Source organism: Citrobacter sp. RHBSTW-00029, from assembly GCF_014104295.1.
Taxonomy (GTDB): domain Bacteria; phylum Pseudomonadota; class Gammaproteobacteria; order Enterobacterales; family Enterobacteriaceae; genus Citrobacter; species Citrobacter youngae.
Genome location: NZ_JABXRT010000001.1, coordinates 749,068 through 771,626, shown reverse-complemented (window position 1 = coordinate 771,626; position 22,559 = coordinate 749,068). Strand labels below are relative to the sequence as shown.

The 22,559-nt window shown below is 52.0% G+C and carries 22 protein-coding genes and 6 tRNA genes; 16 read left to right on the top strand and 12 right to left on the bottom strand.

The genetic code is table 11. The features are described 5' to 3' along the window. Nucleotides 1-182 precede the first annotated feature (182 nt). Nucleotides 183-1,385 (top strand): nucleoside permease NupC, encoded by a 1,203-nt coding sequence (gene nupC, locus HV041_RS03710; RefSeq protein ID WP_048210997.1) that lies wholly within the window; start codon nucleotides 183-185, stop codon nucleotides 1,383-1,385. 147 nt (nucleotides 1,386-1,532) lie between these two features. Here nupC and HV041_RS03705 read toward each other — a convergent pair. Continuing rightward, nucleotides 1,533-1,608, bottom strand: a tRNA-Ala gene (locus HV041_RS03705). 38 nt (nucleotides 1,609-1,646) lie between these two features. Beyond that, a tRNA-Ala gene (locus tag HV041_RS03700) sits at nucleotides 1,647-1,722 on the bottom strand. A 221-nt stretch (nucleotides 1,723-1,943) separates the two neighbouring features. On the opposite strand from HV041_RS03700, the gene HV041_RS03695 reads away from it, so the two are divergent. Both HV041_RS03695 and HV041_RS03690 read left to right on the top strand, forming a co-directional pair. Beyond that, nucleotides 1,944-2,306, top strand: a complete 363-nt coding sequence (locus tag HV041_RS03695) for a YfeC-like transcriptional regulator (RefSeq protein ID WP_003028277.1) — start codon at nucleotides 1,944-1,946, stop codon at nucleotides 2,304-2,306. A gap of 1 nt (nucleotide 2,307) precedes the next feature. After that, nucleotides 2,308-2,700: a YfeC-like transcriptional regulator gene (locus tag HV041_RS03690; RefSeq protein ID WP_061068253.1), complete on the top strand. Its 393-nt coding sequence runs from the start codon at nucleotides 2,308-2,310 to the stop codon at nucleotides 2,698-2,700. A 56-nt stretch (nucleotides 2,701-2,756) separates the two neighbouring features. Here the strand turns inward: HV041_RS03690 and gltX are convergent, their stop codons facing one another. Then, a complete protein-coding gene (gene gltX / locus HV041_RS03685; RefSeq protein WP_121584868.1) occupies nucleotides 2,757-4,172 on the bottom strand; it encodes a glutamate--tRNA ligase in 1,416 nt (471 codons plus the stop codon). A gap of 258 nt (nucleotides 4,173-4,430) precedes the next feature. Between gltX and HV041_RS03680 the strand changes: the two genes are divergently transcribed. The 4 genes from HV041_RS03680 (at nucleotide 4,431) to HV041_RS03665 (ending at nucleotide 4,830) form a co-directional block, all read left to right on the top strand. Continuing rightward, nucleotides 4,431-4,506 (top strand) — tRNA-Val (locus tag HV041_RS03680). A gap of 46 nt (nucleotides 4,507-4,552) precedes the next feature. After that, nucleotides 4,553-4,628: transfer RNA gene (locus HV041_RS03675), tRNA-Val, on the top strand. A 46-nt stretch (nucleotides 4,629-4,674) separates the two neighbouring features. Continuing rightward, nucleotides 4,675-4,750 (top strand) — tRNA-Val (locus HV041_RS03670). 4 nt (nucleotides 4,751-4,754) lie between these two features. Continuing rightward, nucleotides 4,755-4,830, top strand: a tRNA-Lys gene (locus tag HV041_RS03665). Between the two features lie 152 nt (nucleotides 4,831-4,982). On the opposite strand, the gene HV041_RS03660 is transcribed toward HV041_RS03665, so the two are convergent. The 3 genes from HV041_RS03660 to xapA form a co-directional block, all read right to left on the bottom strand. Next, nucleotides 4,983-5,867, bottom strand: a complete 885-nt coding sequence (locus HV041_RS03660) for a LysR family transcriptional regulator (protein ID WP_115643121.1) — start codon at nucleotides 5,865-5,867, stop codon at nucleotides 4,983-4,985. Nucleotides 5,868-5,965: 98 nt separating this feature from the next. Then, nucleotides 5,966-7,222: a nucleoside permease gene (locus tag HV041_RS03655; RefSeq protein WP_061068295.1), complete on the bottom strand. Its 1,257-nt coding sequence runs from the start codon at nucleotides 7,220-7,222 to the stop codon at nucleotides 5,966-5,968. A gap of 57 nt (nucleotides 7,223-7,279) precedes the next feature. After that, a complete protein-coding gene (gene xapA, locus HV041_RS03650) occupies nucleotides 7,280-8,113 on the bottom strand; it encodes a xanthosine phosphorylase (RefSeq protein ID WP_048210993.1) in 834 nt (277 codons plus the stop codon). Nucleotides 8,114-8,404: 291 nt separating this feature from the next. Between xapA and HV041_RS03645 the strand changes: the two genes are divergently transcribed. Next, on the top strand, nucleotides 8,405-8,743 hold the full coding sequence (locus HV041_RS03645) for a FlxA-like family protein (protein ID WP_048210992.1): 339 nt from the start codon (nucleotides 8,405-8,407) through the stop codon (nucleotides 8,741-8,743). On the opposite strand, the gene HV041_RS03640 is transcribed toward HV041_RS03645, so the two are convergent. Then, nucleotides 8,734-9,660, bottom strand: coding sequence for a LysR family transcriptional regulator (locus HV041_RS03640; RefSeq protein ID WP_048210991.1), 927 nt, complete (start codon nucleotides 9,658-9,660; stop codon nucleotides 8,734-8,736). The two genes, HV041_RS03645 and HV041_RS03640, sit on opposite strands and share 10 nt — an antisense overlap. Before the next feature lie 89 nt (nucleotides 9,661-9,749). Here HV041_RS03640 and HV041_RS03635 point away from each other — a divergent pair, with 89 nt between their 5' ends. Beyond that, nucleotides 9,750-10,748, top strand: a complete 999-nt coding sequence (locus tag HV041_RS03635) for a bile acid:sodium symporter family protein (protein WP_061068297.1) — start codon at nucleotides 9,750-9,752, stop codon at nucleotides 10,746-10,748. Here the strand turns inward: HV041_RS03635 and HV041_RS03630 are convergent. The 3 genes from HV041_RS03630 to zipA all read right to left on the bottom strand — a co-directional run bounded on the left by HV041_RS03630 (nucleotide 10,745) and on the right by zipA (nucleotide 14,056). Continuing rightward, nucleotides 10,745-10,963, bottom strand: coding sequence for a DUF3820 family protein (locus tag HV041_RS03630; RefSeq protein ID WP_048210989.1), 219 nt, complete (start codon nucleotides 10,961-10,963; stop codon nucleotides 10,745-10,747). The two genes, HV041_RS03635 and HV041_RS03630, sit on opposite strands and share 4 nt — an antisense overlap. A gap of 1 nt (nucleotide 10,964) precedes the next feature. Beyond that, the gene (ligA, locus tag HV041_RS03625; RefSeq protein WP_121584869.1) at nucleotides 10,965-12,980 is read right to left on the bottom strand and encodes an NAD-dependent DNA ligase LigA; all 2,016 of its coding nucleotides are present in this window, start codon (nucleotides 12,978-12,980) and stop codon (nucleotides 10,965-10,967) included. A gap of 71 nt (nucleotides 12,981-13,051) precedes the next feature. After that, complete coding sequence (gene zipA, locus HV041_RS03620) at nucleotides 13,052-14,056, bottom strand: cell division protein ZipA (RefSeq protein WP_121584870.1); 1,005 nt, start codon at nucleotides 14,054-14,056, stop codon at nucleotides 13,052-13,054. Between the two features lie 230 nt (nucleotides 14,057-14,286). On the opposite strand from zipA, the gene cysZ reads away from it, so the two are divergent. The 5 genes from cysZ (at nucleotide 14,287) to crr (ending at nucleotide 19,147) form a co-directional block, all read left to right on the top strand. After that, nucleotides 14,287-15,048 (top strand): sulfate transporter CysZ, encoded by a 762-nt coding sequence (gene cysZ, locus HV041_RS03615; protein ID WP_086523404.1) that lies wholly within the window; start codon nucleotides 14,287-14,289, stop codon nucleotides 15,046-15,048. A gap of 163 nt (nucleotides 15,049-15,211) precedes the next feature. Then, nucleotides 15,212-16,183, top strand: coding sequence for a cysteine synthase A (gene cysK / locus HV041_RS03610; protein WP_005121957.1), 972 nt, complete (start codon nucleotides 15,212-15,214; stop codon nucleotides 16,181-16,183). 383 nt (nucleotides 16,184-16,566) lie between these two features. After that, nucleotides 16,567-16,824, top strand: a complete 258-nt coding sequence (gene ptsH / locus HV041_RS03605; RefSeq protein WP_002913505.1) for a phosphocarrier protein Hpr — start codon at nucleotides 16,567-16,569, stop codon at nucleotides 16,822-16,824. Between the two features lie 45 nt (nucleotides 16,825-16,869). After that, nucleotides 16,870-18,597 carry a phosphoenolpyruvate-protein phosphotransferase PtsI gene (gene ptsI / locus HV041_RS03600; RefSeq protein WP_005121951.1) on the top strand — a complete coding sequence of 576 codons (1,728 nt, stop codon included), beginning with the start codon at nucleotides 16,870-16,872 and terminating at the stop codon, nucleotides 18,595-18,597. Nucleotides 18,598-18,637: 40 nt separating this feature from the next. Then, complete coding sequence (crr, locus tag HV041_RS03595) at nucleotides 18,638-19,147, top strand: PTS glucose transporter subunit IIA (protein WP_000522253.1); 510 nt, start codon at nucleotides 18,638-18,640, stop codon at nucleotides 19,145-19,147. A gap of 134 nt (nucleotides 19,148-19,281) precedes the next feature. On the opposite strand, the gene HV041_RS03590 is transcribed toward crr, so the two are convergent. Both HV041_RS03590 and pdxK read right to left on the bottom strand, forming a co-directional pair. Continuing rightward, nucleotides 19,282-19,521 carry a hypothetical protein gene (locus tag HV041_RS03590; protein WP_005121950.1) on the bottom strand — a complete coding sequence of 80 codons (240 nt, stop codon included), beginning with the start codon at nucleotides 19,519-19,521 and terminating at the stop codon, nucleotides 19,282-19,284. Beyond that, the gene (pdxK, locus tag HV041_RS03585) at nucleotides 19,518-20,384 is read right to left on the bottom strand and encodes a pyridoxine/pyridoxal/pyridoxamine kinase (protein ID WP_121584871.1); all 867 of its coding nucleotides are present in this window, start codon (nucleotides 20,382-20,384) and stop codon (nucleotides 19,518-19,520) included. The genes HV041_RS03590 and pdxK overlap by 4 nt, the downstream gene beginning before the upstream one ends. Nucleotides 20,385-20,466: 82 nt before the next feature. Between pdxK and ptsJ the strand changes: the two genes are divergently transcribed. Both ptsJ and HV041_RS03575 read left to right on the top strand, forming a co-directional pair. Then, complete coding sequence (gene ptsJ / locus HV041_RS03580) at nucleotides 20,467-21,759, top strand: transcriptional regulator PtsJ (RefSeq protein WP_121584872.1); 1,293 nt, start codon at nucleotides 20,467-20,469, stop codon at nucleotides 21,757-21,759. A gap of 13 nt (nucleotides 21,760-21,772) precedes the next feature. Next, complete coding sequence (locus HV041_RS03575) at nucleotides 21,773-22,507, top strand: type 1 glutamine amidotransferase (RefSeq protein ID WP_040233515.1); 735 nt, start codon at nucleotides 21,773-21,775, stop codon at nucleotides 22,505-22,507. Nucleotides 22,508-22,559: the final 52 nt, after the last annotated feature.

Genomic DNA, 22,559 nt, shown 5'->3' with positions numbered 1-22,559 from the left:
GAGATTAGCACAGTGACATAACTTTTCACTTCCATACTAAACATAACAGAAGTGTATCACCGATCACTAATTTTGAATCTCGTCACAGGTCCTTATTATAGTGTGTGTTTGATCTCGTTTTCTTTACTGTTGTTACATAGAATGTGCACGAAAACTAAATCTGCCTCAAATTTGGAGCAAATATGGACCGCGTTCTTCACTTTGTCCTGGCCCTTGCCGTGGTTGCGGTACTCGCACTGCTGGTAAGCAGTGACCGTAAAAAAATCCGCATTCGTTATGTTATTCAATTGCTTGTTATCGAAGTGTTACTGGCATGGTTCTTCCTGAACTCTGATGTCGGCCTGGGCTTTGTAAGAGGCTTCTCCGAGATGTTTGAGAAACTGCTCGGATTCGCTAATGAAGGGACTAACTTTGTCTTCGGCAGCATGAACGATAAAGGCCTGGCATTCTTCTTCCTGAAAGTGCTGTGCCCTATCGTCTTTATCTCCGCCCTGATCGGTATTTTGCAGCATATCCGTGTTCTGCCGGTTATCATCCGCGCGATTGGTTTCCTGTTATCCAAAGTGAACGGTATGGGCAAGCTGGAATCATTCAACGCCGTCAGCTCCCTGATCCTGGGTCAATCCGAGAACTTTATCGCCTATAAAGATATCCTCGGTAAAATGTCTCGCAACCGCATGTACACCATGGCAGCAACGGCGATGTCTACCGTTTCCATGTCTATCGTCGGCGCGTACATGACCATGCTGGAACCAAAATACGTTGTTGCTGCGCTGGTTCTGAACATGTTCAGCACCTTTATCGTTCTGTCACTGATCAACCCTTATACCGTTGATGCCAGCGAAGAAAATATTCAGATGTCCAATCTGCACGAAGGTCAGAGCTTCTTCGAGATGTTGGGCGAATACATTCTGGCAGGCTTCAAAGTTGCGATTATCGTTGCAGCAATGCTGATTGGTTTCATCGCGCTGATCGCTGCCCTGAACGCCCTGTTCGCTACCGTGACCGGTTGGTTTGGCTACAGCATCTCCTTCCAGGGCATCCTGGGTTACATCTTCTACCCGATTGCGTGGGTGATGGGTGTGCCGTCCAGCGAAGCACTGCAGGTGGGCAGTATCATGGCAACCAAACTGGTTTCCAACGAATTCGTCGCAATGATGGACCTGCAGAAAATCGCCTCTACGCTCTCTCCGCGCGCTGAAGGCATTATCTCTGTGTTCCTGGTTTCCTTCGCGAACTTCTCTTCTATCGGTATCATTGCAGGCGCAATTAAAGGCCTGAACGAAGAGCAAGGTAACGTGGTTTCCCGCTTTGGTCTGAAACTGGTATACGGTTCTACGCTGGTCAGCGTACTGTCTGCTTCCATTGCAGCACTGGTGCTGTAAGACGACATCAATACAGCCGTTACCAAACCGGGGAGATTCTCCCCGGTTTTTTTATGTCTGTTATCCAGCAATATAAGCAAATAAACGAGAAACGCAGGCAGGAATCAAATGCAAAAAACCCCCGCTTTTCAGCGAGGGTTTCAATTTTGGTGGAGCTAAGCGGGATCGAACCGCTGACCTCTTGCATGCCATGCAAGCGCTCTCCCAGCTGAGCTATAGCCCCACGATGCGTTTACGTACCAAATTCATTGGGATTAAATTTGGTGGAGCTAAGCGGGATCGAACCGCTGACCTCTTGCATGCCATGCAAGCGCTCTCCCAGCTGAGCTATAGCCCCGTCACGTAAAGCTTGTCGAGTTGACGGGCGGCATCATATGAATTCCCTTCGCGTGTGTCAACGGCAAAATTAACTCATAGAATTCAATCGCTGAAAAAGCAGGCAAATGGAGAACATTGCGCAACAACTCGCATTCAGTAGTTAAACGCGTCACGGTTTCTACTAAAATGGTGCTATAAAATGAGCCACTAATTAACCCCACGACCATTCAGGGAATCGTTATGTTCAAGGAACGGATGACGCCAGAAGAACTTGCTAATCTGACCGGATACAGCCGACAGACCATCAATAAATGGGTGCGCAAGGAAGGTTGGGCTACCTCACCCAAACCCGGTGTTCAGGGCGGTAAAGCCCGTCTGGTTCATGTTACCGAACAAGTTCGTGAATACATTCGCAGCGCTGAGCGTTCAGCGGAAGGCTTATCAGATAATTTATCTTTATCCGGTGACACCTCCATCGAAGCTCTACTGATAAGACTCGCCAAAGAAATGACGCCATCAGAACAGAAAATGTTTACGTCGCTGATCCTGCGTGAAGGCATTACGGGTTTATTACAACGCTTAGGGATTCGCGACAACAAATAATATGAAAAAATTACGCAGTAAAATGACCACCGAAGAGCTGGCTGAATGTCTCGGTGTCGCCAAACAAACCGTCAATCGTTGGATCAGAGAGCAAAACTGGACAACCGAAAAGTTTCCCGGTGTTAAAGGTGGTCGCGCGAGGCTTATTCATATTGATGCCGGCGTCCGAGAGTTTCTTCTCAATATTCCAGCTTTTCGCAAGGCACCGGAATTTTATCAGGCAGAAGAACCGCTTGCCGAGTATACACACGTGGTTCGCAGTCACGCCTGCCGTCAGATAATCAGCGCACTGGATAACATGTCGCCAACGGAACAGGAAAAGCTGGCGATGTATATTTCGCGCGAAGGTATTCGCACTTTCCTGACCCGTCTGGGCATTGATGAGTCTGAATAACAGGCAAAAAAAACGGCAGGATGCACTCCTGCCGTTTTTTTATCGATCACTCTGCCTTACTGCTGACTTTCACGCTCAGCAATAAACGCGAGCGCCTTGTTAATACGTTCAATGCTGCGAGATTTACCAATCGCATGCACCGTAACGTCTAACGCCGGAGACTGACCCGCACCGGTTACGGCTACGCGCAGCGGCATCCCGACTTTACCCATGCCCACTTCCAGCTCATCAGCGGTTGCCTGAATCGCGTGGTGCACGTTTTCCGCGGTCCATTCACTGATAGCAGCCAGTTTGTCGCGAACCACTTCCAGTGGCTGACGCGCAACCGGACGCAGGTGTTTCTTCGCCGCATCGGCATCGAACTCAGCAAAGTCTTCATAGAAATAGCGGCAGCTCTGCGCCATCTCTTTCAGCGTCTTGCAGCGTTCACCCAGCAGTTTTACCAGCTCAGACAACTGCGGGCCGACGCGCGTATCGATATTTTCCTGCTCAATGTGCCACTGCAGATGCGTCGCCACATATTCTGGCGCCAGTGCATTAATGTAGTGGTGGTTCAGCCACTGCAGTTTTTCAGTGTTAAATGCGCTCGCAGACTTGCTCACCGCCCCAAGAGAGAACAGCTTGATCATTTCTTCACGGGTGAAGATCTCCTGATCGCCGCTGGACCAGCCCAGACGTACCAGATAGTTCAGCAACGCTTCCGGCAGGTAGCCGTCGTCACGATACTGCATCACGCTGACCGCACCGTGACGTTTAGAGAGTTTTTTGCCGTCGTCGCCGTTGATCATCGACACATGCGCGTAAACCGGCACCGGCGCGTTCAGCGCTTTCAGGATGTTGATCTGACGCGGGGTGTTGTTGATATGGTCTTCACCACGAATGACGTGGGTGATTTCCATATCCCAGTCATCAACAACGACGCAGAAGTTATAGGTCGGGGAACCATCTGTACGGCGGATAATCAGGTCGTCCAGCTCCTGGTTGCTGAATTCGATCGGCCCACGGATCTGATCATCAAAAATAACGGCCCCGTCCTGCGGGTTAGCAAAACGCACCACGCAAGGTTCATCAGCAGCGTGATGTTCGTGACCGTGACGGCAGCGACCGTCGTAACGTGGTTTTTCACCTTTTGCCATCTGTTCTTCACGCAGCTGTTCCAGACGCTCTTTGGAGCAGTAGCATTTATATGCCGTCCCCGCTTCCAGCATCTCATCGATGACAGCATTGTAACGGTCAAAACGTTTAGTCTGGAAATACGGGCCTTCATCCCACTCCAGATTCAGCCAGTTCATGCCATCCATAATGGCTTCAATAGCTTCCGGCGTGGAGCGTTCGAGATCGGTGTCTTCAATACGCAGCACAAACTCACCGCCATGGTTACGTGCAAAAAGCCAGGAATAAAGAGCAGTACGCGCACCGCCGACGTGCAGGTAACCTGTCGGGCTTGGCGCGAAGCGAGTTTTGATTTTCATGAAATGGCCTTACGTTTATAAAGATGCCGACAACCGGCAAATCCAGGGAAGATTATCAGGCTGGTATTCTATCACTGTGGTCTGATTCCTCAATGTTCATCGGGTTGGAACATCACGCTTTGCCATTTTCGTATACAAATCATGCGACATGGATTGTTTTGCGATCGTTTTGTTTAAATTTACGACGAACGAACAATTTCTTTAGAAAATGCGTTGACTCATTTTCAACTCTCCCTATAATGCGACTCCACACAGCGGGGGTGATTAGCTCAGCTGGGAGAGCACCTCCCTTACAAGGAGGGGGTCGGCGGTTCGAACCCGTCATCACCCACCAACTACTTTACGTAGTCTCCGCCGTGTAGAACAAGAAATTGAGAAGTGGGTGATTAGCTCAGCTGGGAGAGCACCTCCCTTACAAGGAGGGGGTCGGCGGTTCGATCCCGTCATCACCCACCACTTTCTCGCCAGCTGGATTTCTTGTTAAAATGTGAAGTACCGAAGTGGGTGATTAGCTCAGCTGGGAGAGCACCTCCCTTACAAGGAGGGGGTCGGCGGTTCGATCCCGTCATCACCCACCACTTCGGGTCGTTAGCTCAGTTGGTAGAGCAGTTGACTTTTAATCAATTGGTCGCAGGTTCGAATCCTGCACGACCCACCAATGTAAAAAAGCGCCCTAAAGGCGCTTTTTTGCTATCTGCGATTTATAAGATTCGAATCTGCCGCAGGTTCGGTGTTGAGCGCAGCGAAACAACGGAGCCGTTTACGGCGACGGCCCGAAGGGCGAGCGAAGCGAGTCATCCGGCACAGACATCATACCGTCAAAGCCGCCACCAGTTTTTCCAGCGCTGGCGTGGCCTGCTGCTGTTCATAGACAATATACAAATCCGCCGGAATACGTTCTTCTAACGGCCGGAATACCACGCCAGGCCAGCTCATCTGGGCATAGCTATCGGCAATCAGCGTAATCCCAATCCCCATGCTAATCATCGCCAGCACCGTTTGCGGCTCCCTCACCTCACGAATAATCATCGGTGAAAATCCGGCGCTCAGGCAAACGCGCTGTAAAAATGCCCAGTCGGTATGAATGGAGGGCATCGTGACAAAATATTCATTTCTCAACGCTTCCAGCGGTACGGATTCACAGGCGGTAAGAGCATGTTCTTCCGGCATGGCCACCAAAAATGAGGATTCATGTAAGCGCAGGCTGGTAAATCCGGGAGAAGGTTCAGTAGCCATGCGCCAAATTCCCGCATCCAGTTCACGTCTTTCCAGCATCGTCATCTGCATGGCAGGCATGTTCTCGCGAAACTGCACCTCAACGTTGGGATTTTCCTTCAGAAAACGCCGCATCACCGGACGCATTTTTCCCCACATTGCGGTACCAATGACGCCAAGCTCAATTCGCCCTGCCTCACCGCGACCAATCTGTTCCACTCGTGCCAGCGCCTGATTAGCACTGGATAACAGTCTGCGCGATTCTTCCATCAAAATTTTTCCGGCGTGGGTTAACGCCACGCTGCGGGAATGACGGATAAATAGCAACGTGCCGAGCTGCTGTTCCAGCTCTTTGATATGCGTACTGAGCGGCGGTTGCGACATATTCAGGCGAGCAGCAGCGCGTCCAAAATGCAGTTCTTCTGCGACGGCAAGAAAATAACGCAGTAACTTCAGATCGATGCGGTGCGTGCGTTCCATGGATAATGCGCTCCTGAGTGAAGAATAATGCGCAAAGTTACCACATTGCATCGCAGAAAATGAAACGGCGGGTATCAGAACCCGCCGCTAAAGGAGCATTAATGTGCCGGTGATTTCTGCGCCAGTCGTTCAGGCTCATGCTTATATTTAAAGAACAATGCAAAGATAACCGCCAGGACCAGCGCGTAAGCGGCAAACACCAGCCAGATAGTTTGCCAATCCTTGACGCCATCGACAGAAAAATAGTCCACCGCCATCCCGCTCAGGATTGAACCCACCCATGCGCCAATGCCATTTACCATCGTCATAAACAGCCCCTGGGCGCTGGCGCGAATGCTTGAGTCAACTTCCTGCTCGACAAATACCGACCCGGAGATGTTGAAGAAATCAAACGCGCAGCCGTAAACGATCATCGACATAAGCAGCAACACAAAGCCAAACGGGGACGGATCGCCAAAGGCAAAGAAGCCAAAGCGCAGCGTCCACGCCAGCATGCTCATCAGCATCACCGTTTTGATGCCAAAGCGTTTGAGGAAGAACGGGATAGTGAGGATAAAGCCCACTTCCGCCATCTGAGAAACCGACAGCAAAATGGAGGGATATTTCACCACAAAGCTGTTGGCAAACTCAGGGTTACGGGCGAAATCATGCAGGAACGGATTACCAAAGACGTTGGTAATTTGCAGCACCGCCCCCAGCATCATGGCAAACAAAAAGAAAATTGCCATGCGTGGATTTTTAAACAAAACAAACGCATCCAGCCCCAGCTTACTGGCCAGCGTGGCGGATTCTTTTTTCTCCGCAACCGGTATTTTCGGCAACGTCAGCGCATACAGAGCCAGCAGCAGCGATGCGCCTGAAGCGATATACAGCTGCGCGCTGCTCAGCTCCAGCCCCATTAAGCTGACCGTCCACATCGCCACAATAAAACCAATCGTGCCAAATACACGAATTGGCGGGAACGCGGTGGCCGGATCCTGACCCGATTGTGCAAGGCATGAATATGAAACGCTGTTCGATAACGCAATCGTCGGCATATACGCCATCGCGTTAACCAACATCACCCAGAACATGGTCTGTGGATCGGTAACGGTTGTGGCGTACAGCAACACGCCAGCACACACCAGGTGACACAGCATATAAGCGCGCTCGGCACGCAGCCACTTATCGGCGATGATCCCCATAATGCCCGGCATAATAATCGCTGCCAGACCTTTCGAGCTGTAGACCATACCCACATTCGCGCCGGTAAAATCCAGGGTGTTAATCATGTAAGAACCCAGGGTAACCAGCCAGCTACCCCAGATAAAATATTGCAAAAACGACATGAGCTTTAAGCGAGATGCGATACCCATTTTTCCGTTCCTTGCCAAAAAAGTAAGACCCCGCAAGCGGGGTCATGTTTTAATTATTCAGGCCAGTTTGCGCAAAAAGCCGCAGATCAGATTGATAAAATTCTGCTGCGAGAGTTCCGCTGCCGCCAGCGTCTGCGCGTGAGATAACTTCACATCCCCCAAACCTTCCGCCAGGTTGGTGATGGCAGCCACCGCAACCACTTTCAGACCGCAGTGGCGCGCAGAGATAACCTCAGGCACCACCGACATCCCCACCACATCGCCACCAATGATTTGCATCATGCGGATTTCTGCCGCGGTTTCAAAGTTTGGCCCCGGATAAGAGACAAATACGCCTTCGCTCAGAGGGAAACCTTCTTCTGCGGCAACGGTTTGCAGGATTGCACGATAGTCAGCATCATAGGCATTCGCCAGCGAAAAGAATCGCTCGCCAAAACGCTCATCGTTAAGTCCCACCATCGGTGTACCCGGCATCGTATTGATGTGATCGCTAAGCGCAACCAGACTACCTGGTCCGACTTCGGGGCGCAAAGAACCTGCGGCATTGGTACAAAATAACAGTTCACAGCCCAGCAGCTTCAGTGTGCGAATGGCATCGGTCATCACCGTCATGCCACGACCTTCATAAAAATGCCCACGCCCTTTCATACAGGCCACTGGAATACCGGCCAGATTTCCCAGCACCAGCTCACCGGCATGACCATGTACGGTACTGACAGGGAATCCCGGCAATTTCTCGTAAGAGATGGCCACTGCATCCTCGATTTGATCCGCCAACGCGCCGAGGCCTGAGCCAAGAATAAAGGCTACGCGCGGCGTGAAATCGGGTTTGCAACTACGAATGATGTCGGCGCTGTACCAGGGATTTTGCGAGAAAAGAGAGTGACTCATGAGATGTCCTTAATACTGAGTAGTCGAAAATAATGTCGCGTACCGCACTGTTATAGCGAGACTACGCAATCGATTACCAATACCGTTTATCCCGACAACCGATAGTAAATCGGTATCGATGAGTCGCACTAAACCAGCCTGAAATCACATTTTTTTCGGGCCAGAAATGGCACAGAAATAGAGATACATGCAGATTTGGGATTTTTATTATTAAACTCTGCTCGGCCGTATTGTCGCTGAAGTTCTGTTCACTAATGCCGATACTCATGTTTTATGGCGTGAGGAATCCGTATGACAACTATCAACGTTTCCACCCCAACTGTTCAAAGCAGTAGCGGCGGAAAAGCACCAGCCGGGAATGATATCTCCGCACAGATTGCGCAAATCACCCAAAAGATAACCAAGCTAACCCAGCAGCTCAAAGATATCCCCAACAGCAGTGGCACTATTGAGCAGAAACGCGAGCAGCAGGAACTTATTCAGACCCAAATCAAGATGTTACAAGCCCAGTTGGATCAATTGTTGCGTCGGCAGGCCGAGGAGTCGCAGCAAAAGCAAAGCGCCGATCAGAGAAAAGCTGAAGGCATCAACACGGCTTCCGACCAACATCAGGTCGATATTTATATCTGATACAACGGATCGCGGGCACGACCGGCGGTTAATTCACTGGCCTGCATTCGCACCACGTCCCACAATGCCTGAGCGGCGGTTGAGAGAGAGCGATTTTTGCGCCGCGCCAACATCAGTTGTCGTTCCACAACAGGCGTCAGGCGCTTAACCTGCAAGTGGCTACCCTGCGGTAAGGGGAGCGCCAGTGCGGGCAGCACGCTGATGCCAATCCCCGCTTCAACCATCGGGAACAGCGTTGCCGGGTGTCCAATCTCCTGAACAATATTGGCATCAATGGAAAAATGGGCCAACGCCGCATCGATCAGCGGTCGGCTGCCGGAAGCGTAATCCTGTAACACCAGACGTTCGTGGTACAAATCCTGCCAGTTTACCCACTCACGTTGGGCTAACGGATGATCATGGCGACACAGCAGCAGGAACGGTTCGGACAGTACGGCTTCACACTGCAGATCGGTCACGGCGCCCGGGTCAATCACAATGCCAAAATCCACCTCTCCCTGACGAATACTCTCCAGTACCCATTGTTGTGGCCTGTCGTGCAGGACAAAATCGATTGCCGGATAAAGCTGGTTGCTCTGCGCAATACACTGCGGAATGAGATGCGCGGAAATCGTCTGGCTGGCAGCAACCCGCACCGTACCGGTTAACTGCGTACCCACCTGCCCGGCTTCACGCAGCGTACTGTGCAGTTCATCCAGAATGCGTTCCAGCCGTGCCGCCAACTGGTGTCCGGCTTCCGTCAGCACCACCTCGCGCGTTGTACGATCCAGTAGCCGGACACCCGTCTGCCCTTCCAGCTCTTTTACACTATGACTAACCGCCGACTGGCTTAAGCCGATGATATCCCCCGCCCGGCTAAAACTTTTGGCCTGAGCGACGGTGACAAAGATACGTAATTGACGCAAAGAATAATTCATCGATTCTATTCATATATAGATGCAATAAATCAATTTTATTTCTCAAACGGAAAAACGCAAAATGTTGCTACCGAATTTCAGGAGTCTTTATGAAACTTTTTCGTATTCTTGATCCGTTCACGATAACGCTGATTACCGTTGTTTTATTGGCGTCGTTTTTCCCGGCCGAAGGTGGCTTTGTGCCTTTCTTTGAAGGCTTAACTACCGCCGCCATTGCGCTGCTGTTTTTTATGCACGGCGCCAAACTCTCTCGTGAGGCGATTATTGCCGGCGGTAGCCACTGGCGTTTGCATCTGTGGGTGATGTGCAGCACGTTCGTTGTCTTCCCGGTGCTGGGCGTCCTGTTCGCCTGGTGGGCGCCCGTCAACGTTGACCCGATGCTGTACACCGGATTCCTGTACCTGTGTATTTTGCCCGCCACGGTGCAGTCGGCTATCGCCTTTACCTCAATGGCAGGCGGTAACGTTGCCGCCGCCGTGTGTTCCGCTTCGGCCTCCAGCCTGTTGGGTATCTTTCTTTCGCCGCTGCTGGTAGGCCTGGTCATGAATATGCATGGCGCAGAAGGCAGCCTGGAACAGGTGGGGAAAATCATGCTGCAGCTGCTGCTGCCGTTCGTGCTGGGGCATCTCTCGCGACCGTGGATTGGCAACTGGGTGTCAAAACATAAAAAATGGATCGCAAAAACGGATCAATCTTCCATTTTACTGGTGGTTTACTCCGCCTTCAGTGAGGCCGTGGTTAATGGGATCTGGCACAAAGTGGGGGTCGGTTCACTGCTGTTTATCGTGGTTGTTAGCATCATATTGCTGGCCATCGTGATTGCTATCAACGTCTTTGTCGCGAGGAAATGCGGTTTCAGCAAAGCTGATGAAATCACTATTGTCTTCTGCGGATCGAAGAAAAGTCTGGCCAACGGGATCCCCATGGCAAACATCCTGTTTCCGACATCGGTAATTGGTATGATGGTGCTGCCATTGATGATTTTCCACCAAATTCAGCTGATGGTGTGCGCCGTGCTGGCGCGTCGCTACAAACAACAGACGGACGCGCTGCAGGCGCAGCAGAAGAGCCGCGCCGCGAAGGCCTAAAGCGGGCGTTTCAGGGGCTGAACCAGTTGAGTCAGCCCCTCAGTTTTAATCAGCAGCGTGATTTGCATCAGCTCACCCAGTTTGCCCGGCGGAAATTCATCCTTACGGGCAAACCACAGCAGATACTCTTCCGGAACGTCAATCAGCCGACGCCCTTTATATTTGCCAAAGGGCATGACGGTATTGGCGATCTCTATCAGCTGCTCTTTTTCCATCTCAGGCACCCAGCAAGCGGATCATTTCAGCTTCGTCGATAACGGCAATGCCCAACTCCTGCGCTTTTGCCAGTTTAGAGCCCGCCGCTTCCCCCGCAATCACCAGATCGGTTTTCTTCGACACGCTCCCCGCCACTTTTGCGCCCAGCTCGGTCAGACGCGATTTGGCGTCATCGCGTGACATCAGGCTCAGGCTACCGGTCAGCACAATCGTTTTACCGGCAAACGGGCTGTCGATTTCTTCAGCGTTGATAACCACCGGCGCTGGCCAGTGGATCCCCTGCGCCAGAAGTTGCACGATCACCTCGCGGTTACTCTCTTCGGCAAAGAAGTTAAACACGTGAGTGGCCACCACAATGCCCACATCCGGTACTTTTTGCAGCTCTTCAATGGAAGCCGCCTCCAGCGCATCCAGCGTACCGAAATACGCGGCCAGACCCGCAGCCGTCGCTTCGCCGACTTCACGAATACCCAGCGCGTAGAGGAAACGGGCAAACGTGGTCTCTTTCGCTTTTTCCAGCGCATTCACCACGTTTTGCGCAGACTTCGGCCCCATACGATCGAGGCCGGTCAGCTTACCGGCGGTCAGCGTGAACAGATCCGCTGGTGTGTGCACGTACTCTTTCTCGACCAGTTGATCGATAATTTTGTCGCCCATACCGTCAACATCCAGCGCACGGCGGGAAACGAAGTGTTTGAGTGACTCTTTACGTTGCGCACCACAGATTAAACCGCCAGTGCAGCGAGTAACGGCTTCGCCTTCCACACGCTCAACGTCAGAGTTGCATACCGGACAGTGGGTGGGAAACTCGATTTCGCGCGTATCTTCCGGGCGTTCGGAGAGTACGACGTTCACCACCTGTGGGATGACATCGCCCGCACGGCGAATAACAACTTTGTCGCCAATACGCAAACCCAGCCGCTCGATTTCGTCAGCGTTATGCAGCGTTGCGTTACTCACCAGCACACCAGCCACCTGCACTGGCTCGAGGCGAGCGACAGGCGTAATCGCGCCGGTACGACCGACCTGAAACTCAACGTCGCGAACAAAAGTCATCTGTTCCTGCGCCGGGAACTTAAAAGCTACCGCCCAGCGCGGTGCGCGGGCAACAAAGCCCAGTTGCTCCTGCAGCGCCATGGAGTTGACTTTGACAACCACGCCGTCAATATCGAATCCAAGCGTCGGCCGGTCTTCTTCAACCTTATGATAGTAAGCGAGTACTTCCTCCGGAGAGTCGCACAACGTTACCCTGTTGCTGACCGGGAGGCCCCACGCTTTAAACTGCAGCAGGCGACCCAGATGGGTATCGGGCAGTTCGCCGCCTTCCAGCACGCCGACGCCATAGCAGAAGAAAGTAAGCGGTCGCTTCGCTGTAATACGTGGATCGAGCTGGCGTAATGACCCAGCCGCCGCATTACGCGGGTTAGCAAACACTTTGTTGCCAGTACGGCGGGCCTCTTCGTTGATTTTTTCAAACCCGGCCTGCGGCAGGAACACCTCGCCGCGCACTTCCAGACGCGTCGGAATGTTATCGCCACGCAGTTTTAACGGGATCGCGCGGATGGTGCGCACGTTCGAGGTAATGTCCTCGCCAGTCGTACCATCACCACGCGTTGCCGCGCTAACCAGCACACCGTTTTCATACAGGATACTGACCGCCAGGCCGTCCAGCTTAAGCTCGCAGCACCAGGTCAGTTTATCCGTGCTCTTCAGTCTGTCCTGAACGCGCTTATTGAAAGCGAGAAAACTCTCCTCATCAAACACGTTATCCAGCGACAGCATCGGCACTTCATGACGGATCTGGCTGAATGCCGCCAGTGGTGCGGCACCTACGCGTTGGGTGGGTGAATCGGGCGTGACAAGTTCAGGATGCCGCGCTTCCAGTTCACGCAGTTCGCGCAGCAGACGATCGTATTCCGCATCAGGAATTTCCGGCGCATCCATCACATGGTAGAGATACTCATGATGGCGAAGCGTGGTTCGCAGTTCTGTCAGTTGTTGTTCGATTGATTCCATATCGCACCATCAATGATAAAAAACCCCCGACAGGCGGGGGTTCAGAAAGGAGAGGTCACGCCAGAGGAAAATCAGGCGTGAGATTCTTTAACTTCGCGGATGCGGTCCTGATACTCGCGCAGTTTCTGCGGCGTCATCATGCGACGTTGATCGTCGAGCACCACACCGCCCACTTCATCGGCAATGTGCTGTGCGGACTGCAGCATCAGCTTGAAGTTTTGCAGCTCGTCACCATAGGACGGAACCTGCATAAAGATAGTGACGCCCGGCGTGCTGAAATCGCCGGTCATCTCAGGGTCAAACGTCCCTGGGTTAACCATATTGGCAAGACTGAACAGCGACGGGCCACTACCATCCGGGCTGAGATGACGATGGAAAATATTCATATCGCCAAATTTAAAACCAGCCTGCTGAATGCTGTTGAGCAACACTTCACCGTTGAGCTCGCTGCCGTGATGCGCCGCAACGTTCATAATGATGACCGCTTCTTTACGCTGCGGTTTTTCAGCTACGGGCGCTTCTTCAACAACCGGTTCAGGCTGCGGTTGCTGTTCAACAACAGGCTCTGCTGGCTGGAAGGTCTGTGGCGCAGGTTGTGGCGCGGGCTGCTGAACCTGCGGCGCAACGGGCTGATGTTGCATCGGCTGCTGCGCAGGTTGCTGCTGAACAGGCTGATGTTGCACCGGCTGCTGCGGTTGTACGGGCTGCGGCGGCTGCTGAACATGCGGCGGCGGTACAGGCGCTTGTGCAGGCTGCTGCGCGTGTTGACGCGGCTGAGCAGACGCATAAGGCGGCTGGTACTGGTGTTGCGGCGACTGAGGAGGAACACCATGTTCCTGAGCGCTGCCGGGAGCATGATTCACACGATGCACGCGGACTTCGCCCACGCCTTCGTCTTCCTCGACGTTGTCGTCGTAGGAATCCTCGTCATCACGTTTAGACTTCATGCGTTTCAGTGGGCGATCGCGGAATATAGAAGACCGTTCTTTACGGCTAGTCCAGAAACCATGTACCAGTAAAGCGATTATGGCGATCGCGCCAACAATGATTAATATCAGACGCAAATCCTGCATCATTATATTCTCTGTTGTTCTAACACCTTGCCACCACGGCAAACATTTACTCACTAAGAGTATTTGCCGATTACGCCAAGTGCAAGTGCACTCTTGGCTTTCACGGCATAAAGATGAATAAAAACGTGCTTTTTGCTGTTTTTTCGAACATTTCTGAACAGCCTAACGCTCAACAACCCGGTAAGATACGCAAAGTTTACCAGAGCTCATATAACAAGGAGTATGTCCTGACCATGGTTTCATCATCTGCAGTTGTACCTCGCAGCGGTTTTTATTACTTTTCTCAGGGATGGAAACTCATCACTCAACCGGGAATTCGTCGCTTTGTTATCCTGCCTTTACTGGTGAATATTCTGCTAATGGGCGGCGCATTCTGGTGGCTGTTTACGCAACTGGACAGTTGGATCCCTGCGCTGATGAGCCACGTCCCGAACTGGCTACAGTGGCTTAGCTATTTGCTATGGCCGATTGTCACGATCTCCGTGCTACTGGTGTTTGGCTACCTGTTCTCTACCATCGCCAACTGGATTGCCGCACCGTTTAACGGCTTGTTGGCGGAACAACTCGAAGCCCGCCTGACAGGTGCAACACCGCCTGACACTGGCGTTCTTGGCATCATGAAAGATGTGCCCCGTATTATGAAGCGCGAATGGCAAAAGCTGGCGTGGTATCTCCCGCGCGCCTTTGTGTTACTGCTCCTCTATTTTATCCCCGGCGTGGGGCAGACCGTTGCCCCGGTACTGTGGTTCCTGTTCAGTGCGTGGATGCTGGCTATTCAATATTGTGATTATCCGTTCGACAACCACAAAGTGCCCTTTAAAGAGATGCGTATCGCCCTGCGCACACGCAAAGTCACCAACATGCAGTTCGGTGCGCTAACCAGTCTGTTTACGATGATCCCGGTGCTCAATCTGTTCATCATGCCGGTTGCGGTTTGTGGTGCCACGGCGATGTGGGTAGACTGCTATCGTGCTAAACACGCGTTATGGAAGTAATGCAAAAATGTGTAAAACAGGGGGGGCTTATGCCGTCCCTTATTCCATACTGACGTCGAATATTTCCTTTCTGAATATAGATATGCTAAATCCTTACTTCCCCATACTTTCTCAACAGGTATGCTGAAGCGGTATCCCAATTTCATACAGTTAAGGACAGGCCATGAGTAAGATTTTTGAAGACAACTCGCTGACTATCGGTCATACGCCGCTGGTTCGACTGAACCGTATCGGTAACGGACGCATTCTGGCGAAGGTGGAGTCACGTAACCCGAGCTTCAGCGTCAAATGCCGTATCGGTGCCAATATGATTTGGGATGCCGAAAAACGTGGTGTACTGAAGCCGGGCGTTGAGTTGGTCGAACCAACCAGCGGCAACACCGGGATCGCGCTGGCCTACGTTGCTGCCGCCCGTGGTTACAAACTCACCCTGACGATGCCAGAAACCATGAGCATTGAGCGTCGCAAGTTGCTGAAGGCATTGGGTGCAAACCTGGTGCTGACCGAAGGCGCGAAAGGCATGAAGGGCGCGATTCAAAAGGCAGAAGAGATTGTTGCCAGCGACCCAGAAAAATTCCTGCTGCTTCAGCAATTCAGCAACCCGGCTAACCCGGAAATCCACGAGAAAACTACCGGCCCGGAAATCTGGGAAGATACCGATGGTCAGGTTGATGTGTTTATCTCTGGCGTAGGTACCGGCGGTACGCTGACCGGGGTGACTCGCTACATTAAAGGGACCAAGGGCAAAACGGACCTCATCACCGTTGCCGTTGAGCCGACAGATTCTCCGGTTATAGCCCAGGCGCTGGCGGGCGAAGAGCTGAAACCGGGTCCGCACAAAATTCAGGGCATTGGCGCAGGCTTCATTCCTGGTAACCTTGACCTGAAGCTTATCGATAAAGTGGTTGCCATCACCAATGATGAAGCGATTTCCACGGCGCGCCGCCTGATGGAAGAAGAAGGTATTCTGGCAGGTATCTCTTCAGGTGCTGCGGTTGCTGCCGCGCTTAAGCTCCAGGAAGATGAATCCTTTACCAATAAGAATATAGTGGTTATTCTACCGTCATCGGGTGAGCGTTATCTGAGCACAGCACTGTTTGCCGATCTCTTCACTGAGAAAGAACTGCAACAGTAATGCCAGCATGTTAAAAACGCGTAAAAAAGCACCCTTTTGGGTGCTTTTTTGTGGCCTGCTTCAAAGTTTCAATCCACCTGGCATTGATTCAACCCGCCGGAACTGGTATTTAACCAAACTAATTATTTTGATGCGCGAAATTAATCGTTACAGGAAAAGCGCTAGCTGAATCGATTTTATGATTTGGTTCAACTCTTCCTTTCGCGGCATAATGTTTAATGACGAACGAAACGTCAGCGGCAAGAAGTTGCCAGCAACGGATTGCACCGAACTCCTTTTGTGTCGCGTCCTGTTTACGTCGGCGCTAACAATACAGGCTAAAGTTGAACCGCCAGGCTAGACTTTAGTTCCACAACACTAAACCTATAAGTTGGGGAAATATAATGTTCCAGCAAGAAGTTACCATTACCGCTCCGAACGGTCTGCATACTCGCCCTGCTGCTCAATTTGTTAAAGAAGCAAAAGGCTTTACATCTGAAATCACTGTGACTTCCAACGGCAAAAGCGCTAGCGCAAAAAGCCTGTTTAAGCTGCAGACTCTGGGCCTGACTCAGGGCACCGTTGTTACCCTTTCCGCAGAAGGCGAAGACGAGCAGAAAGCAGTTGAGCATCTGGTTAAACTGATGGCTGAACTCGAGTAAGTTCAACGAGTTCTTTTAAATATCAGTCACAAGTAAGGTAGGGTTATGATTTCAGGCATTTTAGCATCCCCGGGTATCGCTTTCGGCAAGGCACTGCTGCTGAAAGAAGACGAAATCGTCATTGACCGGAAAAAAATTTCTGCCGACAAGGTTGATCAGGAAGTTGAACGTTTTCTGAGCGGTCGTGCCAAGGCATCTGCGCAACTGGAAGCGATCAAAACCAAAGCTGGTGAAACATTCGGTGAAGAAAAAGAAGCCATCTTTGAAGGGCATATCATGCTGCTCGAAGATGAGGAGCTGGAGCAGGAAATCATAGCCCTGATTAAAGATAAGCACATGACGGCTGACGCAGCTGCACATGAGATTATCGAAGGTCAGGCCACAGCCCTGGAAGAGCTGGATGATGAATACCTGAAAGAACGTGCGGCTGACGTACGTGACATCGGTAAACGCCTGCTGCGTAACATCCTGGGTCTGGCAATTATCGACCTGAGCGCTATCCAGGAAGAAGTTATCCTGGTTGCCGCTGACTTGACCCCGTCAGAAACCGCACAGCTGAACCTCGAAAAGGTGCTGGGTTTCATTACTGACGCAGGTGGACGTACCTCTCATACCTCAATTATGGCGCGTTCTTTGGAACTGCCTGCCATCGTCGGTACCGGTAGCGTCACCTCTCAGGTGAAAAACGACGACTATCTGATTCTGGATGCCGTAAACAATCAGGTTTACGTCAACCCAACTAACGACGTTATCGAACAACTGCGTGCCGTTCAGGAGCAGGTTGCTACCGAGAAAGCGGAACTCGCTAAGCTGAAAGATCTGCCGGCTATCACGCTGGACGGTCACCAGGTTGAAGTGTGTGCCAACATCGGTACCGTTCGTGACGTTGAAGGCGCTGAGCGTAATGGCGCTGAAGGCGTAGGTCTGTATCGCACCGAATTCCTGTTCATGGACCGTGAATCGCTGCCGACTGAAGAAGAACAGTTTGCTGCGTATAAAGCCGTGGCTGAAGCCTGTGGCTCTCAGGCGGTCATCGTCCGTACCATGGACATCGGCGGCGATAAAGAGCTGCCGTACATGAACTTCCCGAAAGAAGAGAACCCGTTCCTGGGCTGGCGTGCCGTACGTATCGCCATGGATCGTAAAGAGATCCTGCGTGACCAGGTTCGCGCTATCCTGCGTGCCTCTGCTTTCGGCAAACTGCGCATCATGTTCCCAATGATCATCTCTGTTGAAGAAGTGCGCGCACTGCGCAAAGAGATCGAAATCTACAAACAGGAACTGCGCGACGAAGGTAAAGCATTTGACGAAAGCATTGAGATTGGCGTGATGGTGGAAACACCGGCTGCGGCAACCATTGCGCGTCACTTAGCCAAAGAAGTTGATTTCTTTAGTATCGGCACCAATGATTTAACGCAGTACACCCTGGCAGTTGACCGTGGTAATGATATGATTTCACACCTTTACCAACCAATGTCGCCATCTGTGCTGACGCTGATCAAGCAAGTTATTGATGCTTCTCATGCTGAAGGCAAATGGACTGGCATGTGTGGTGAGCTTGCAGGCGACGAACGTGCTACACTTCTGTTGCTGGGGATGGGTCTGGACGAATTCTCTATGAGCGCCATTTCTATCCCGCGCATTAAGAAGATTATCCGTAACACGAACTTCGAAGATGCGAAGGTGTTAGCAGAGCAGGCTCTTGCTCAACCGACAACGGACGAGTTAATGACGCTGGTTAACAAGTTCATTGAAGAAAAAACAATCTGCTAATCCACGAGATGCGGCCCAATTTACTGCTTAGGAGAAGATCATGGGTTTGTTCGATAAACTGAAATCTCTGGTTTCTGATGATAAGAAAGACACCGGAACTATTGAGATTGTTGCTCCGCTCTCTGGCGAGATCGTCAACATCGAAGACGTGCCGGATGTAGTTTTTGCTGAAAAAATCGTTGGTGATGGCATTGCTATCAAACCAACCGGTAACAAAATGGTTGCCCCTGTAGATGGCACCATCGGCAAAATCTTTGAAACCAACCACGCTTTCTCTATCGAATCCGACAGCGGCATTGAGCTGTTTGTTCACTTCGGTATTGATACCGTTGAACTAAAAGGCGAAGGCTTTAAGCGTATCGCTGAAGAAGGTCAGCGCGTGAAAGTGGGCGACCCGGTTATTGAATTCGATCTGCCGCTGCTGGAAGAAAAAGCCAAGTCTACCCTGACTCCGGTTGTTATCTCCAACATGGACGAAATCAAAGAACTGATCAAACTGTCCGGTAGCGTGACCGTGGGTGAAACCCCGGTTATCCGCATCAAGAAGTAATTCTTGCGTAGGCCGGATAAGGCGTTTACGCCGCCATCCGGCAATCAGGCAATACCTTGCCGGATGGCGCTACGCTTATCCGGCCTACAAAGAATCTCGTATCGTAGGCCGGATAAGCGTAGCGCCATCCGCCATTAAATGTGCGCGGTCATCGGTCGATAATACGCCTCACGCATCAGGATTTTCATGCCCTCCGGCCCGCTCTCCAGCATCCGCCGTTCCGAATCCGCCACCAACAACTCACAGTCGTAGCCACCTGCAATGCCAAACATAGCTCGCGCCACGCAGATATCTTCCAGCGCCGTTGTCCCGCTGGTGTCAAAATGTCCAACCATACGCCCATTCTGGCGAACCACCAGCCGGTAACTCTTCATCGCGCCTCCCCTGCCGGTGGCAGAATTAACTCATCACAACCGCACTGGTTGGTCCACGTCATCACTTCCAGCACGCGCTGTGCAGCATCGTGCGTGGCAGCAGTAAGTGGTTTTCCCAACACGATACCGCTCACCAGTTCAGCGCAGAACAGATCGCCGGTCCCCTTCAGGTCTGTTTTCACCCGCGGATGGGCTAGCACCTCAACCGTTTCAGCTGTCACGACGGCAACCTGAATGACCTCCTCGGTTTCTCCCGGTGCGCTGGTGATTACCACCCATTTCAGCGTATCGGTGAGCAGCGATTTGGCTGCCGATATCGCTTCATCCAGCGTGCGACAAGGTTTACCGCTCAATATCTGCAGCTCAAACACGTTTGGCGTCAGTCCCTGTGCCAGCGGTAGCAGATGCTTGCGATACGCCTGCGGTATTTCGGCCTTTACGTACATGCCGCTGTCCGTATCGCCAATCACCGGATCGACCAGAATACACAGATCCGGGTGGGTAGCCCGAACGGTCTCCAGCCACTGTGCCAGCAGAGCGATTTGTTCCGCACTGCCCATATACCCCGTGGTCACCGCTTTTAACTCACGTAACGCATCGCGTTCATTTAAGGCGCGAAGATAGCCGCTAAACCAGTCGGCCGGGATAACACCACCATAAAAGGTCTCATAATGCGGTGTATTGCTGAACAGTACCGTTGGGATCGCAGTGACGCGTAATCCCTGCGCTTTGATGGCTGGGACGGCGATACTGTTGCCTACGCTGCCATACACCACCTGTGACTGGACGGCGACGATATCGGTTTGCAACGCCCGATGCTTGTCGTCGAAGAGCACTGACTGTATTTCACTCTCCTGCTGCATAAACTTCTCCTCTCGCTGGACAGCGGGCTATCGCCTCACTATTATCGTCATATGCTAAAATTCATTTTGTCATAGGTCAATAATGATCGACGGAAAAACCGCTAACGAAATTTTTGACAGTATTCGTCAACATGTCGCTACAGGCACGTTGGCAGCAGGAGAAACGTTGCCGCCGGTGCGTGAACTAGCAACAGCATTGAACGTTAACCGTAATACTGTCGCGGCGGCTTATAAACGCCTTGTCACCTCCGGACTGGCGCAGAGCCTCGGACGCAATGGCACAGTGATCAAAGAAATATCTGCCCCCGTTGCGCTGGAAGGTGGCAATCCGGATACCGCGCTCGTCGATCTTTCCGGCGGTAATCCAGCGCCTTCGCGTCTTCCAGACCTCAGCCGTTATTTCGTGCAAATAAATAAGAATCCGCGTTTATACGGCGATGCCGCCGTATCACCCGGTCTTAAAGTGTGGGCCGCGCAATGGATGCAGGACGCAATGCCAGGCAAGGGAGAAATCGATATCACCAGCGGCGCTATTGACGCCATTGAACGTCTGCTATGCGCCCATTTGCTGCCTGGCGATAGCGTTGTCGTAGAAGATCCGTGCTTTTTGAGCAGCATCAATATGCTGCGGTATGCCGGGTTCTCGGCAAGCCCTGTCAACGTTGACCACGAAGGCATGCAGCCAGAGATGCTGGAAATTGCGCTACAAAAAGGTGCGCGGGCGGTGATTATGACGCCGCGCGCCCATAACCCGACGGGATGCTGCCTGAGCGCATCCCGCGCGGCGCAATTGCAGGAAATCCTGGCCCGTTATCCGCAAACGCTGGTTATTGTCGACGACCACTTTGCGCTGCTGTCCGCTTGCCGCTGGTATCCGGTGATAGCAAAAGAAACCACCCACTGGGCCGTCATCCGTTCGATGTCTAAAACATTAGGCCCGGACTTACGCCTTGCCATCGTTGCCAGCGATCCGGTTACTTCAGCAAAACTGCGGTTGCGACTCAACTCCGGCAGTCAGTGGGTCAGCCATCTGCTTCAGGATTTAGCCTGCGCCTGCCTGAGCGACGAAGAATATCAACATACGCTGGTGCAGACTCAGCAGTTTTACGCAACACAGCAGCAAAAACTGACCACCGCTCTCAGAGGATATGGCATTGATCTGCCCGTCGCTGATGGTCTGAATCTGTGGCTGCCTCTGTCGCACCACAGTCAATCACTTGCTTTTGCCCTGGCAAAATCCGGTTGGCTGGTACGCGAAGGTGAGGTGTTTGGTGTGAATACACCATCGCACGGTCTGCGCATTACGCTGTCGACCTTAAACGACAGCGATATTCATAAGCTGGCGGCTGATATTCATCAGGCGCAAAAGCGCTAACAGGAGAGAAAAAGTGCGAGTTCATTTTGTTATTCATGAGTCTTTTGAATCTGCTGGCGCGTATCTGCCGTGGGCAGAACAACGTGGCTATACCATCAGTTGGTCACAGGTTTACGCCGGAGAATCGGTTCCCGCCAATGCCGATGGCTTCGATATGCTGGTCGTCTTTGGCGGTCCGCAGTCTCCACGCACCACGCTGGCAGAGTGCCCGTATTTTGACTCTCAGGCTGAACAGCACCTGATCAATCAGGCGATTTCAGCACGCAAAATTGTGGTGGGGATCTGTTTGGGGTCGCAGTTAATCGGTGAAGCGCTGGGTGCGAAAGTATGCCAGAGCCCGGAAAAAGAGATTGGCCACTACCCGATCGCTCTGACCGAAGCAGGCCAACAGCATCCGTTGTTCAGCCATTTTGGTTCACCGCTTACCGTCGGTCACTGGCACAACGATATGCCGGGATTAACCGATCAGGCGACAATTCTTGCCGCCAGCGAGGGCTGCCCGCGACAAATCGTACAATACGGTAATTTCGTTTATGGTTTTCAGTGTCATATGGAATTCACCGCCGAAGCAATCGAGGGGCTGATTCAGCATTCAGAACAAGAGTTAGCAGAGGCCAAAGGAAAACGTTTTATCCGCTCTGTCGCTGAAATGCGCGAATGGGATTACCAGCAGATGAATGAAAAACTGTGGCAGTTCCTGGATAAACTGGTAGAGAACCGTAACGATTCATCATTGAAGGCCGGATAAAACACGTAACGTCTTATCCGGTGATCGTGTCGTATGTTTGCCTGATGGCGCT

Coding starts and splice junctions, on each gene's coding strand:
- ptsI (WP_005121951.1), top strand. CDS start 16,870: ATGATTTCAGGCATTTTAGCATCCCCGGGTATCGCTTTCGGCAAGGCA.
- HV041_RS03695 (WP_003028277.1), top strand. CDS start 1,944: ATGTTCAAGGAACGGATGACGCCAGAAGAACTTGCTAATCTGACCGGA.
- pdxK (WP_121584871.1), bottom strand. CDS start 20,384: ATGCAGCAGGAGAGTGAAATACAGTCAGTGCTCTTCGACGACAAGCAT.
- HV041_RS03630 (WP_048210989.1), bottom strand. CDS start 10,963: ATGGAAAAAGAGCAGCTGATAGAGATCGCCAATACCGTCATGCCCTTT.
- nupC (WP_048210997.1), top strand. CDS start 183: ATGGACCGCGTTCTTCACTTTGTCCTGGCCCTTGCCGTGGTTGCGGTA.
- HV041_RS03590 (WP_005121950.1), bottom strand. CDS start 19,521: ATGAAGAGTTACCGGCTGGTGGTTCGCCAGAATGGGCGTATGGTTGGA.
- ligA (WP_121584869.1), bottom strand. CDS start 12,980: ATGGAATCAATCGAACAACAACTGACAGAACTGCGAACCACGCTTCGC.
- ptsJ (WP_121584872.1), top strand. CDS start 20,467: ATGATCGACGGAAAAACCGCTAACGAAATTTTTGACAGTATTCGTCAA.
- HV041_RS03655 (WP_061068295.1), bottom strand. CDS start 7,222: ATGGGTATCGCATCTCGCTTAAAGCTCATGTCGTTTTTGCAATATTTT.
- xapA (WP_048210993.1), bottom strand. CDS start 8,113: ATGAGTCACTCTCTTTTCTCGCAAAATCCCTGGTACAGCGCCGACATC.
- ptsH (WP_002913505.1), top strand. CDS start 16,567: ATGTTCCAGCAAGAAGTTACCATTACCGCTCCGAACGGTCTGCATACT.
- HV041_RS03645 (WP_048210992.1), top strand. CDS start 8,405: ATGACAACTATCAACGTTTCCACCCCAACTGTTCAAAGCAGTAGCGGC.
- HV041_RS03690 (WP_061068253.1), top strand. CDS start 2,308: ATGAAAAAATTACGCAGTAAAATGACCACCGAAGAGCTGGCTGAATGT.
- zipA (WP_121584870.1), bottom strand. CDS start 14,056: ATGATGCAGGATTTGCGTCTGATATTAATCATTGTTGGCGCGATCGCC.
- cysK (WP_005121957.1), top strand. CDS start 15,212: ATGAGTAAGATTTTTGAAGACAACTCGCTGACTATCGGTCATACGCCG.
- HV041_RS03635 (WP_061068297.1), top strand. CDS start 9,750: ATGAAACTTTTTCGTATTCTTGATCCGTTCACGATAACGCTGATTACC.
- HV041_RS03660 (WP_115643121.1), bottom strand. CDS start 5,867: ATGGAACGCACGCACCGCATCGATCTGAAGTTACTGCGTTATTTTCTT.
- crr (WP_000522253.1), top strand. CDS start 18,638: ATGGGTTTGTTCGATAAACTGAAATCTCTGGTTTCTGATGATAAGAAA.
- gltX (WP_121584868.1), bottom strand. CDS start 4,172: ATGAAAATCAAAACTCGCTTCGCGCCAAGCCCGACAGGTTACCTGCAC.
- HV041_RS03640 (WP_048210991.1), bottom strand. CDS start 9,660: ATGAATTATTCTTTGCGTCAATTACGTATCTTTGTCACCGTCGCTCAG.
- cysZ (WP_086523404.1), top strand. CDS start 14,287: ATGGTTTCATCATCTGCAGTTGTACCTCGCAGCGGTTTTTATTACTTT.